The sequence below is a fragment of the Flexivirga oryzae genome, from assembly GCF_014190805.1.
Classification (GTDB): Bacteria; Actinomycetota; Actinomycetes; order Actinomycetales; family Dermatophilaceae; genus Flexivirga; species Flexivirga oryzae.
Genome location: NZ_JACHVQ010000001.1, coordinates 624,045 through 636,968 on the forward strand (window position 1 = coordinate 624,045; position 12,924 = coordinate 636,968).

The following is a 12,924-nucleotide window of genomic DNA, read 5'->3' on the forward strand; positions in this document are numbered from 1 at the left end:
AACGACTGAAACCCAATCGTTGCCCGACCCCCGGGATGTTCGAACCTTTCGCCTCCCATTCTGCCCCCTGCCGGTGTTCCTCCACTTCTCCCCACCGCCCGCCGCCGGTTGCCCGCGGCGGCCGGGCCTCGGGTGGATCGCCGCGGAATCGCGCGGTCGAGAGGAGCGGAATGTCCGGGTATGACGTGCTCCGGCGCGGCCGGCAGGGGAGTGAGGCCGAGCACCTCCCCACCTCGCTCCACCGCGCTGACCTGCACATATGTGGAGTGTTAGCCTCTCGGGAACCGTCGCGGGGGCGACAGGTGGGGGAAAGTGGAGTACGGTGGGGCACGTTGATGAGCTGCGGCGCGCGCGTCAGGGACCACGGAGGAGGTGCGGTGCATGTTTCTCGGCACTCACACCCCTCGGCTGGACGAGAAGGGTCGGCTGTTCCTGCCCGCGAAGTTCCGCGACAAGCTCGCCGGCGGCCTGGTCATCACCCGTGGCCAGGAGCGCTGCCTCTACGTCTTCGCGATGGCCGACTTCGAGCACCTCGCCGCCGAGATGAACAACACACCCGTCACCAATCGGGCCGTCCGCAACTTCCAGCGGGTGCTGCTGTCCGCGGCCTCCGACGAGATCCCGGACAAGCAGGGTCGCGTCACCATCCCGGCCGTGCTGCGCGAGTACGCCGGACTGACCAAGGACTGCACGGTGATCGGCACCGGCAACCGGGTCGAGGTCTGGGACACCGCGGCCTGGAACGACTTCCTCGCGGCAACCGAGGACGACTTCGCCGATCAGGGCGAGGAGGTGATTCCTGGCGGGCTGTTCTGACCCCCGGCCTCCATCCGCTCGGCAACCCCGACGTTCCGGCACACCTTCCCCGGTGCCGGAGCCACGGGCGAAGCCCAGGAGCGGCTGGGGACCAGGAGCCAGAAAAGCCACAGGGATCACCGGGAGCACGACGGATGACCATCGACACGCGCATCGCGGGCAAGGAGCTGGGTGTGACCGCTGCAGGCGCCGCCGACCGGCACGTGCCGGTGCTCGCCGCCCGCATCACCGAGCTGCTGACCCCGGCACTGGACCAGCCCGGCGCGGTCTTCCTGGACGGCACGCTCGGCATGGGCGGCCACAGCGAGGCGATCCTCGCCGCCTGCCCGCAGGTCACCGTCTACGGCGTCGACCGCGACACCCAGGCGCTGACGCTCGCCGGCGAGCGGCTCGCGCCGTACGGCGACCGCTTCCGGCCGGTCCATGCGGTGTATGACGAGGCGATCGACGCACTCGCCGAGCGCGGCGTGACCGCGATCGACGGTGCGCTGTTCGACCTGGGCGTCTCCTCGCTGCAACTGGACGAGACCGACCGCGGGTTCGCCTACAGCGTCGACGCACCCCTCGACATGCGGATGGACCAGAGCACCGGACCGACCGCCGCGGACGTGCTCAACGGCTACGCCGCCGCGGACCTGGAGCGCATCCTGCGCACGTACGGCGAGGAGCGCTTCGCCCGCAGGATCGCCGCCGCGATCGTGCGCGAGCGGGAACGGCAGCCGTTCACCGACTCCGCCCGGCTGGTCGAGCTGCTGCGGCAGACCATCCCGGCGGCGTCCCAGCGCACCGGGGGACACCCGGGCAAGCGGACGTTCCAGGCGCTGCGCATCGAGGTCAACGGCGAACTCGCGGCCTGGGAGGCCGCGCTGCCGGCCGCCGTCGACGCACTCGCGGTCGGCGGCCGGATCGCGGTCCTGTCCTACCACTCGCTGGAGGACCGGATCACCAAGCGCGCCCTGGCCGCCGGTGCCACGAGCACCGCGCCGCCGGGGTTGCCGGTCGAGCTGCCCGAGCACGCGCCGTACCTCGCGCTGCTGACCCGCGGCGCCGAGCAGCCTTCCCAGGAAGAAATCAGCAACAACCCGCGCGCGGCGTCCGCACGTTTGCGCGCCGCCGAACGTATTCTCCCCACAAACCGTGGGGTTCAGCAGTCCAGATCGAAGGGACTTCGTCGATGAGCCAGCTGACCGCCCTCCCACGGCCTGCCACCCGGGCCGCGCGACCGAGCCGGTCGGCGCGGCCGACCCCGAAAACGCCGCGTCTCCGGCTCGTCGAGACCAAGGACGCCGCCGAACACACCGGCGCCGGCTTCGTCGTCCTGTGCGTCCTGCTGCTGGTGGGTGGCCTGATCAGCCTCCTGCTGCTCAACACCAACCGGGCGCAGGAGTCCTTCGCGATCGAGAAGCTGCAGGCGAGGTCGGCGAGCCTGACCGACCAGCAACAGCAGCTCGCCGGCGAGATCGACACCATCTCGGCGCCGCAGCAGCTGGCGTTGCAGGCCCAGGGTCTCGGGCTGGAGCCGGCGGCCAAGGTCCGCTACGTGCGCAAGTCGGATGGCAAGCAGCTCGGCGTGGCGACCCGGTCCGGCAAGGACTCCGCCCTTACCGTGGACACGCTGCCTTCGACGCCTGCTTCGCGGGTTGCGGGGGTGGCCGTCAGTGCGGCCTCGTCGAGTCTGCTGGTGACCAAGCTGGCGCCCGCGGAGAAGGCGACGGCGGTGACCAGGACCGAGCGCGGGGGCGCGAAGAAGTCCGAAAAGCAAGGAACGACAACGAAGTCCACCACGACCGACAACACGGCGAAGCCCACCGCCGGCTCGAGCGCCAAGTCCACCAAGTCCGCGAACTAGTCGACCACGAGGTAACCACGTGAGCACGTCCCGACGCCCCGGTGTACGCAGCGCGCGCCCGAGCGGCTCGACACGGGCGTCCGGGGCCGGCAACAGCAGCAGGGGGAGGGCGCGCCCGCAGAGCACCGACACCCGGTCCGGCCGGCGCCCGGTCGTCGGCACCGCTGCGGCCGGTGGGCAGCAGAAGGCGAAGTCCAAGGCGAAGACCAAGGGGTCCGGGCGGCGCCCGGCCGCGTCCCCGCCGAGGCGCCCGCGTCGCCCGGTGGCGCTGGGGGTCGGACACCCGCGACGCCGTGCCCGCATGCTCATGGTCGTCACGCTGATCGTCTTCAGCCTGTTCGCCGCCCAGTTGCTGCGCATCCAGGGCCTGGACGCCAAGGGCGTCTCGGAGAAGGCACTCGACTCCCGGCTGCACGCAACGATGCTGCCCGCACTGCGCGGTTCGATCGTCGACGACAACGGCGTGGTGCTCGCCTCCAGCGTCGACCGGTTCAACGTGACCGACGACCCGACGGCGACGGTGACCTACCGGAAACGGGTCGACGGGCAGGTCCAGCAGGTCGGCCTCGTCGGTGCCGCCACCGACATCGCGGACATCCTCGGCGTCCAGCCGCAGCCCATCCTCACCGTGATGCAGCAGGCGCTGAAGAAGAACTCCCGCTTCACCTACCTGGCCAAGCAGGCCACGCCCCGCCAGTGGCAGGCGATCGCCAAACTCGGCATACCGGGCGTCTACAGCGAGACCACCACCGAGCGCAACTACCCCCAGGGCACCTCGGTGGCGCCACTGATCGGCTGGGTCGACACCAACGGCAAGGGCGGCGGCGGCCTGGAGCAGATGGAGCAGGGAGTGCTCAACGGCACCCCCGGCAAGCACATCTACGAGCAGGCGCCGGACGGCAGCGTCATCGCCACCGGCGACAACCAGGACACCCCGGCCGTCAACGGCGAGAACGTCAAGCTCACCCTCGACAACGACCTGCAGTGGTACTCCCAGAACGCCATCGCCGCCGCCGTGAAGAAGACCGGTGCGCTGTCCGGCGAGGTCGTGGTGATGGACACCCAGCAGAACCTCAAGACGATCGCGAGCTACCCGAGCTTCGACAACAACGACGTCGGCGCGGCCGACAACAGCGACCTGCAGTCCAAGCCGTTCACCCAGGCGTACGAGCCGGGCTCCACCAGCAAGGTCATCACCATGGCCGCGCTCCTGGAGGAGGGCAAGGCGACACCGTTCACCCACGTGGTGGTGCCGCCGCTGCTGACCCGGGCCGGGGAGACGTTCCACGACGCGGAGAAGCACGGCACCGAACAGCTCACCCTGTCCGGCGTCCTCGCCCAGTCCTCCAACATCGGCACGATGATCGAGGGCAGCAAGCTGCCCAAGGGCACGCTCTACAAGTACCTGCGGGCGTTCGGGCTCGGGCAGACCACCGGTATCGGCTACCCCGGCGAGTCCAAGGGCCTGCTCACGTCATACAAGGACTGGAGCGCCACCCAGCGTTTCACCGTGATGTTCGGCCAGGGCCTGGCCGGCACCGCGATCCAGGAGGCGTCCGTCTTCGCCACCGTCGCCAACGACGGGGTCAAGGAGCCGGTCAAGCTCATCGCCGGGGTCGGCGAGGGTGACGACTACACCGCGCCGCAGGACGACCGCAAGGCCAAGCGGGTCATCTCCCGGGCCACCGCGAACAAGCTCACCAAGATGATGGAGGGCATCGTCTCCGAGACCGGTACGGCGCCGATGGCCGGGGTCAAGGGCTACTCGGTGGCGGGCAAGACCGGCACCGCCGACCGCTACGACCAGGAGCTGGGCCGCTACAACGGTGTCACCGCCTCGTTCATCGGTTTCGCACCCGCCGACCACCCGCGCTACATCGTCGCGGTCACGCTGCAGCGACCGGTCCACGGCACGTTCGGCGGCCAGCTGGCCGGCCCGGTGTTCTCCCAGATCATGGGCTACGCGCTGCAGAAGGCCGGGGTCCCGGCGAACCAGAAGCAGGCCTCGCCCTACCCGCTGACCTTCGAGACGACGGGGAAGAAATGACCCGGGCGAATGCCGGGGCCGGCGCAGGAGGCACCCGGCGATGAGCGGCGAAAAGCCCTGACCACGCCATGATCGCGCTCACTCTCTCGCACATCGCGGCGATCACCGGTGGCACGCTGCACGGCGACGACCGGACGGTCGACGGTCCCGTGGTCACCGACTCCCGGGAAGCCGCACCGGGCAGTCTCTACGTCGCCCGCATCGGCGAGTACGCCGACGGCCACGACTTCGCACCGTCCGCGCTCGAGGCCGGCGCCGTCGGCGTGCTCGGGTCGCGGGCGCTGCCCGGCATACCCACCGTGGTGGTCGACGACGTGCAGCAGGCGTTCGGCGACCTGGCGCGCGCCGTCGTCGACCTGGCGCCGTCCCTGCGGATCGTGGGCATCACCGGCAGCTCCGGCAAGACCTCCACCAAGGACCTGCTGGCGCAGGTGCTGGCACCCCTCGGCGAGACGGTCGCGCCGGTCGGCTCCTACAACTCCGAGGTGGGCGTGCCGCTGACCGTGTGCCGCGTCACCACGGGCACCCGTTTCCTGGTCGCCGAGATGGGCGCCACAAACCTGGGCAACATCACCTACCTCACGCACATCGCGCCACCGGCCGTCGGCATCGTGCTCAACGTCGGCACCGCGCACGTGGGGGAGTTCGGGTCGGTGGAGGCCATCGCGCAGACCAAGGGTGAGCTGGTCGAGGCGCTGCCCGGGACGGGGCTGGCGATCCTCAACGCCGACGACCCGCGGGTGGCGGCGATGGCGGCCCGCACCCGGGCACGGGTCGTCACCGTCGGCCTGGGAGAGGCCGCGCAGGTCCGCGCGGTCGACGTGAGCCTGGACGACCAGGACCGGCCCGCGTTCACCGTCCTGGGCCTGGACGGCGTCGAGGCGCTGCCGGTGCGGCTGGGGCTGCACGGCGAGCACCAGGTCGGCAACGCGCTCGCGGTCGCGGTCGCCGCGCGTGAGCTGGGGGCGTCCGGCGAGCAGATCGCGACCGGCCTGGCCGGGGCGCGGGCGGTGAGCCGCTGGCGGATGGAGGTGCACCAGCTGCCGACCGGGATCACCCTGATCAACGACGCCTACAACGCCAACCTGGACTCGATGCAGGCCGCCCTGCGGGCGCTGCAGCGGATCGGTCGCGGGCACCGCACCATCGCCGTCCTCGGCGAGATGCGCGAACTCGGCGATTTCAGCGCCGCGGCGCACCACCAGGTGGGCGCGGCGGCCGCCGAGCTCGGGACGGGGGTCGTCGTGGCCGTCGGTGCGGGCGCCGAGCCGATCGCAGCCGCCGCCGAGGCCGCGGGTGTGCGGGTGGAGCGCGCCGCGGACGTCGACGAGGCGCACCGTGTGGTCATGCAACTTCTGGCGCCCTCAGACGTCATACTCTTCAAGTCAAGTCGTGACTCCGGGCTGCGGTTTCTCGGCGACCGGATCACTGTCGAACAAGGTGGGTACCTCCAAGAACATGGACCGACGCATGCGTAGGCACGGGCCGGCGGCGCATCGGGTGACCGATCTCGCGCAGGAGAGTTCCCGGTGAAACTCGTACTCATCGGAGCGCTGGTCGCGCTCGTCATCGGGCTGATCGGCACCCGTTACTTCATCTCGCTGGCCCGCCGCAAGGGCTACGGACAGTTCGTGCGCGACGACGGCCCCACCAGCCACCACACCAAGCGCGGCACCCCGACGATGGGCGGCGTGGTGATCATCGCCGGCTCCGTCGTCGGCTACGCACTGGCCCACCTGCTCACCTGGGACGGCCCGACCGCCTCCGGTCTGCTGGTGCTGTTCCTCATGGTCGGGCTGGGGTTCGTCGGCCTGCTGGACGACTGGATCAAGATCTCCCACGAGCGCTCGCTCGGCCTGACCTCCGTGCAGAAGCTCGCCGGGCAGACCCTGGTCGCGGTGATCTTCGCGATCCTGGCCACCAAGTTCTCCCGGGACGGCATCAGCCCGGCCAGCTACCGCATCTCGTTCGTGCGTGACACCTGGTTCAACCTCGCGTTCGCCGGCTCGGTCATCGGGGTCATCCTGTTCATCCTGTGGGCCAACCTGATGATCGCCGGCACCAGCAACGGGGTGAACCTCACCGACGGCCTCGACGGGCAGGCCGCCGGTGCCTGCGTGATGGTGTTCGGCGCCTACGTGCTGATCAGCGTCTGGCAGTTCAACCAGAACTGCCAGTTCGTCACGTCGTCCAAGTGCTACAACGTGCGCGACCCGCTCGACCTCGCGGTGGTCGCCGCGTGCGTGATGGGCGCGTGTTTCGGCTTCCTGTGGTGGAACGCCTCACCGGCCCGGATCTTCATGGGTGACACCGGCTCGCTCGGCCTCGGCGGCGCACTGGCCGGCCTGGCGATCACCACCCGCACCGAGTTGCTCGTGGTCATCCTGGGCGGCCTGTTCGTGTTCGAGACGGTCACGGTGATCCTGCAGGTCGGATACTTCAAACTGACCAAGCGCAACAACGGCGGCGTCGGCAAACGGCTGTTCCGGATGACACCGATCCATCACCACTTCGAGATGCTCGGCTGGGCGCAGATCACGGTGACGATCCGGTTCTGGATCATCTGCGGGCTGTGCGTCGCCGGCGGCCTGGGGATCTTCTACGCCGAATGGGTCGTCGGTGGGGTTGTCTGATTACGAGCCGGACGGCGGAGCACGGGGGCTGACCCACCGGGACGCCGACTGGTCCGGCCTGCGCGTGGTCGTGGTCGGGCTCGGGCTGTCCGGTTTCGCGGCCGCCGACGCCCTGCTGGAGCGCGGTGCCGTCGTGACCGTCGTCAGCCGGGACCGCACGGCGGCGATGGAGGAGCGCGCCCGGATCCTCGACATCCTCGGGGCGACGGTGCTGTTCGCCGACGAGGTGCCCGCGGTGCCGCCGGACGGCACCCAACTGGTCGTGACCTCCCCCGGGGTGCCACCGGCCAACCCGTTCCTGGTGGCCGCGGAGTCGTCCGGCGTCCCGGTCTGGGGTGAGGTCGAGCTGGCCTGGCGGATGCGACCCGCCGAGGGCGCCGCACCGTGGCTGACGATCACCGGCACCAACGGCAAGACCACCGCGGTCACCATGCTGGAGTCGATCCTGCGTGCGGGCGGGCTGCGCGCCACCGCCGCCGGCAACGTCGGCACGCCGATCCTCGAGGCGGTGCTGCACCCGGAGCCGTACGACGTGCTCGCCGTGGAGCTGTCCAGTTTCCAGATCCATTGGTCGCGCAGCGTCTCGCCATACTCCTCCTGCCTGCTCAACGTCGCACCCGACCACGTCGACTGGCACGGCTCGTACGACGAGTACCGGCGCGTCAAGGGCCGCGTCTACGAGCGGACCCAGGTGGCCGCGATCTACAACGTGCAGGACCCGGCCACCGAGGAGCTGCTGATCGCGGCCGACGTCGTGGAGGGTTGCCGCGCCATCGGATTCACCACCGGCGTGCCCGCCATCTCGATGGTCGGCGTCGTCGACGACGTGCTCGCCGACCGGGCGTTCATCGACGAGCGGCGCACCAGCGCGGCCGAGCTGGCGACCGTCGACGACCTGTCGATCGGCGGCGTCCGGCCTGCGCCGCACTACGTCGCCGACGCGCTGGCCGCGGCCGCCCTCGCGCGCTCGTTCGGGGTGGCGCCGGCGGCGGTGCAGGCGGGGCTGCGGTCCTACACGCCGCAGCCGCACCGGGTGCAGGACGTCGCCACCGTCGACGGCGTGCGCTACGTGGACGACTCCAAGGCCACCAACACCGACGCCGCGGCGGGTTCGGTCACGGCGTTCGACCACGTCGTCTGGATCGCCGGTGGCCTGCTCAAGGGCGCCGATGTCGAGGACCTGGTGCGGGTCGCGGCCTCCCACCTGCGCGGCGTGGTGCTGCTCGGCCAGGACCGGGCGCAGCTGGCGGACGCATTGGGCCGACACGCGCCGGATGTCCCGGTGGTGGACGTCGCGAGCACCGACACTGGGGCCATGTCCGAAGTCGTCCGTGCCGCGCAGTCGCTCGCCCGGCCCGGCGACGTGGTGCTGCTGGCGCCGGCGGCCGCGTCGATGGACATGTTCGACAACTACGGCGCGCGGGGTGACGCGTTCGCGGCGGCCGTGCGGGGCCTGTCGCAATGAGCGCACCCAGCGAGACCGGCGCCTTCGACCTGACCCGGTTGCAGCCCAAGGCGCTGATGCGCCGGCTGGAGTCGCCGGTCGCCCCCTACTACCTGCTGCTCGGCTCCACCGCGATGCTGCTGCTGTTCGGCCTGGTGATGGTGCTGTCGGCGTCGAGCGTCACGTCATACCAGGCCAGCGGCTCGTCATACACGGTCTTCAAGAACCAGGCGCTGTTCGCCGGCATCGGTGTCGTCGTCGCGCTCATCGCCAGCCGCGTCTCGGTGCGGGCGTGGAAGTGGCTCGCGCTGCCGGCGTTCGTGCTGGCCGTGCTGCTGCAGATGGCCGTGTTCTCGCCGCTGGGTCTCACCGTGCAGGGCAACCGCAACTGGATCGGCTTCGGCGGCTTCACCATTCAGCCCTCGGAGGCCGGCAAGATCGCGATCATCCTGGTGGCGGCGATGATCCTGACCCGCAAGCGCAAGGTGCTCTCGGAGTGGCGGCACGTGGTGATCCCGCTCATCCCGATGGCCGCGCTGCTGCTCGGACTGGTGCTGCTGGGGCACGACCTGGGCACCACCATGGTGCTGGCCTCGATCGTGGGGGCGATCCTGTTCGTGGCCGGTGTGCGGATGCGGGTCTTCGCGTTCTTCGGTGGACTCGCCGCGGCCGTCGCGCTCGCCTTCGTGGCCACCAACTCCAACCGCACCGGGCGGCTGGACGCCTGGCTCGGCACCTGCCTCAACGCGCAGACGGCCGGCTGCTACCAGAAGGTGCACGGCCTCTACGCAATGGCCGACGGCGGCTGGTGGGGCGTCGGCCTCGGTGCCAGCCGGGAGAAGTGGTCGTGGCTGCCGGAGGCGCACAACGACTTCATCTTCGCGATCATCGGCGAGGAGCTCGGCCTGCCCGGCACCCTGGCCGTCATCGCGCTGTATGTCGCACTCGGCTACGCCTGCTACCGGATGATCGTGACCAGCAAGGACTTCTTCGTCCGGCTGGTGACGGCCGGGGTGATGGCGTGGATCCTGGTGCAGGCGGTGATCAACATCGGCTCGGTGACCGGCCTGCTGCCGATCATCGGGGTGCCGCTGCCGCTGGTCTCCTCGGGTGGGTCGGCGCTGGTGACAACGCTTTTCGCGCTCGGCATGCTGATCTCGTTCGCCCGCAACGAGCCGACCTGCAAGGCGGCGCTGGCGGCCCGGCCGAGCGCGGTCAAGCGCACGCTCGCCGTCCTGCCGCTCCCGCGACGCTGAGCCCGGCATACGCCCAGCGCATGGCGCCCGCGCACAACTCGCTACTGTCGTCACGTACTCGCCCGATCCGCCGGATTTCGGCGAGTAACTCGCTACTGTCGTCACTTCTTCAGGTCCGAGGATCATGAGCCAGTCGTCTTCCGCATTGCAGTCCGTGTTACTCGCCGGAGGCGGCACCGCCGGGCACATCTCACCGCTGCTCGCCACCGCGGACGCGCTGCGCCGCCGGCACCCGGACGTGCGGATCACCGTGCTCGGGTCGCACGGCGGCCTCGAGGAGACGCTGGTGCCCGAGCGCGGCTACGACCTGCGGCTGATCGACAAGGCCGCGTTCCCGCGGCGTCCCAACGCTGCCGCGGTGCGCTTCCCGCAGAAGTTCCTGGGTGCCCGCCGGGACGCTGCGGCGCTGGTGCAGGAGGTGGCCGCGGACGCCGTCGTCGGGTTCGGCGGCTACGTCAGCCCGCCCGCGTTCCTGGCGGCGCGCAAGCTCCGCGTCCCGATCGTGGTGCACGAGGGCAACGCGCTGCCCGGCCTCGCCACCAAGCTCGGATCCCGCTTCAGCCCGTATGTCGCCACGGCGTTCTCGGTCACCAAACTCCCGCACGCCCAGGCGATCGGGATGCCGTTGCGCCGGGAGATCACCCGCCTGGACCGGGACGCGCTGCGCCCGGAAGCGGTCGAGCGGTTCGGCCTGAACCCGGACCTGCCGACCGTCCTGGTGACCGGCGGCTCCAGCGGCGCGGTGCGGGTCAACGAGCCGGTCGCCGCGTCCGCCGCGGCGTTCCGGGATGCGGGCGTGCAGGTGCTGCACGTCACGGGGGTCGGCAAGGAGGTCGAGGTCCCACCGGGGGAGCCCGTGTACATCGTCCTGCCGTATGCCGACCGGATGGACCTGGCGTATGCCGCGGCGGACCTGGTCGTCACCCGCTCGGGCGGGAACATGGTCTGCGAGACCTCGTCGGTCGGCCTGCCCGCGGTGTTCGTGCCGCTGCCGGTGGGCAACGGCGAGCAGCGTCTCAACGCCGCGGATGTCGTGAACGCCGGGGGTGCACTGCTGGTCGACAACGACGACTTCACCCCCGACTACATCCGCAGCGAGGTCATCCCGCTGGCCGCGGACCCGGAACGGCTGGCGCGGATGGCGGAGGCGGCCCGGGCCCAGGGGCACGGCGACGCGGACGAGCGGCTCGTCGACCTGATCGAGCAGGCGGTGAGTGACGGTGTTTCCCGCCATTGACGCTCGACATCGCCGCTGACGTCCCTATTGCGCCGTCACCGGCCGTTTCGAGCGTCAACCGCGAGAGATCTCCCGTCGACCACGACCACGAAGGACCAGCGATGACCGACCACGCACCCGACGGCGTCAACCGCCGCTTCGACTTCACGGCGCCGCTGCCGGCGCTGGGCGACCTACGAGCCGCCCACCTGATCGCCATTGGCGGATCGGGTATGTCGGGTGTCGCGCGGCTGCTGCTCGCCGCGGGGGTGCGGGTCAGCGGCTCGGACCGCAGCGAGAGCCCGGTGCTCGACGACCTGCGGGCGGCCGGCGCCGACGTGTGGATCGGTCAGACCGCCGAGGGCGCGCAGCGGGTCCCGGACGATGCCGTTGTCGTGGTGTCCTCGGCGATCGCCGAGGACAACCCGGAGCTGGCCGGGGTGCGTGCCCGCGGGTTGCAGGTGCTGCACCGGGCGCAGGCGCTCGGGGTGCTCATGGCGGGCCGGGCCGCGCTGGCCGTGGCCGGCACGAGCGGGAAGACGACGACGAGTGCGATGGCGACGGTCGCGCTGCGCGCAGCGGGCGCCGACTCGTCATTCGCGATCGGTGCGCCGATCGCCGGCATCGGCGCCAATTCCGGTGTCGGGCAAGGTGATTCGTTCATCGTCGAGGCGGACGAGAGCGATGGTTCGTTCCTCGTCTACCACCCGCAGGTCGCGATCGTGACGAGCGTGCGCGAGGACCACCTGGACTTCTACGGCACCTCCGAGCGGATGCAGCAGGCGTATGCCGACTTCGCCGACACGATCCGGGACGGCGGGCTGCTGGTGGCGTGCGCGGACGACCCCGGAGCCTCCGCACTGGCGGCGCGCCACCGCGAGCTCGGCCGGTGGGTGGTCACCTACGGCCGGACCGCCGACGCGGACCTCCGGGTGGCGGACGAGTCGGGCTCCGGGTTCGCCTGGTCCGCGACGCTGCTGCCCGCTGCCGGAGGGCGGATCCCGTTGCAGCTGAAGGTGCCCGGTGCGCACAACCTGCAGAACGCCGCGGGTGTGGCGCTCGCCCTGACCGAGGGTTTCGGGCTGTCGATGGAGCAGGCCGTGACCGGGCTCGGCGGGTTCACCGGGTCCGCGCGGCGACTCGAACCGCGCGGCGAGGCCGGGGGAGTGCGGGTCATCGACGACTACGCGCACAACCCGGACAAGCTCGACGCCGCCGTCCGCGCCGGGCTCGGGCTGCGCGACGGGGGACGGCTGATCGCGGTCTTCCAGCCGCACCTGTTCTCGCGCACCCAGCACGCGGCCGCTGGCCTGGCGGCGGCCCTCTCGCGCGCGGACGTCGCGATCGTGCTCGACGTCTATCCGGCCCGCGAGGCTCCGGTGCTGGGTGTGACCGGCGCTCTCGTCGCCGACGCGGTGACCGGTGCGGAGGTCGTGTACGCGCCGACACTGGACGAGGCGTTGCAGGCCGTGCTGGACCGGGCGCGGTCGGGCGATCTGGTGCTGACCGTCGGCGCCGGCGACGTCACCACGCTCGGCCCCCGCCTGCTGGCCGAGCTCTCCCGCTGACCCGCCGACGACGACCCGGTCCCATTCCGCGAGAGGACACGAAAATCCCCAGAGGACACGAAAAACGGGCCCCAGACCGCCCTGGAACGCCCTCC

Annotated in this window: 10 protein-coding genes; all 10 read left to right on the forward strand. The window is 71.0% G+C overall.

Features of this window, described 5'->3' with window-relative positions; translation table 11 throughout:
- The first annotated feature begins 381 nt into the window (after window positions 1-381).
- Window positions 382-816, forward strand: coding sequence for a division/cell wall cluster transcriptional repressor MraZ (gene mraZ, locus FHU39_RS02885; RefSeq protein WP_183318816.1), 435 nt, complete (start codon window positions 382-384; stop codon window positions 814-816).
- Window positions 817-950: 134 nt separating this feature from the next.
- On the forward strand, window positions 951-1,994 hold the full coding sequence (gene rsmH, locus FHU39_RS02890; protein WP_183318818.1) for a 16S rRNA (cytosine(1402)-N(4))-methyltransferase RsmH: 1,044 nt from the start codon (window positions 951-953) through the stop codon (window positions 1,992-1,994).
- Entirely contained in the window at window positions 1,991-2,665 is a 675-nt protein-coding gene (ftsL, locus tag FHU39_RS02895; RefSeq protein ID WP_183318820.1) for a cell division protein FtsL, read from the forward strand. The genes rsmH and ftsL overlap by 4 nt, the downstream gene beginning before the upstream one ends.
- Window positions 2,666-2,684: 19 nt before the next feature.
- Complete coding sequence (locus FHU39_RS02900) at window positions 2,685-4,712, forward strand: peptidoglycan D,D-transpeptidase FtsI family protein (RefSeq protein ID WP_343065711.1); 2,028 nt, start codon at window positions 2,685-2,687, stop codon at window positions 4,710-4,712.
- Between the two features lie 68 nt (window positions 4,713-4,780).
- Window positions 4,781-6,190, forward strand: coding sequence for a UDP-N-acetylmuramoyl-tripeptide--D-alanyl-D-alanine ligase (locus FHU39_RS02905; protein WP_183318822.1), 1,410 nt, complete (start codon window positions 4,781-4,783; stop codon window positions 6,188-6,190).
- A gap of 51 nt (window positions 6,191-6,241) precedes the next feature.
- Complete coding sequence (gene mraY, locus FHU39_RS02910) at window positions 6,242-7,345, forward strand: phospho-N-acetylmuramoyl-pentapeptide-transferase (protein ID WP_183318824.1); 1,104 nt, start codon at window positions 6,242-6,244, stop codon at window positions 7,343-7,345.
- Window positions 7,332-8,810: a UDP-N-acetylmuramoyl-L-alanine--D-glutamate ligase gene (gene murD, locus FHU39_RS02915; protein WP_343065712.1), complete on the forward strand. Its 1,479-nt coding sequence runs from the start codon at window positions 7,332-7,334 to the stop codon at window positions 8,808-8,810. The genes mraY and murD overlap by 14 nt, the downstream gene beginning before the upstream one ends.
- Entirely contained in the window at window positions 8,807-10,045 is a 1,239-nt protein-coding gene (gene ftsW, locus FHU39_RS02920; protein ID WP_183318826.1) for a putative lipid II flippase FtsW, read from the forward strand. The genes murD and ftsW overlap by 4 nt, the downstream gene beginning before the upstream one ends.
- A 124-nt stretch (window positions 10,046-10,169) precedes the next feature.
- A complete protein-coding gene (gene murG, locus FHU39_RS02925) occupies window positions 10,170-11,282 on the forward strand; it encodes an undecaprenyldiphospho-muramoylpentapeptide beta-N-acetylglucosaminyltransferase (protein ID WP_183318827.1) in 1,113 nt (370 codons plus the stop codon).
- A gap of 101 nt (window positions 11,283-11,383) precedes the next feature.
- Window positions 11,384-12,829, forward strand: coding sequence for a UDP-N-acetylmuramate--L-alanine ligase (murC, locus tag FHU39_RS02930; protein WP_183318829.1), 1,446 nt, complete (start codon window positions 11,384-11,386; stop codon window positions 12,827-12,829).
- Window positions 12,830-12,924 lie beyond the last annotated feature (95 nt).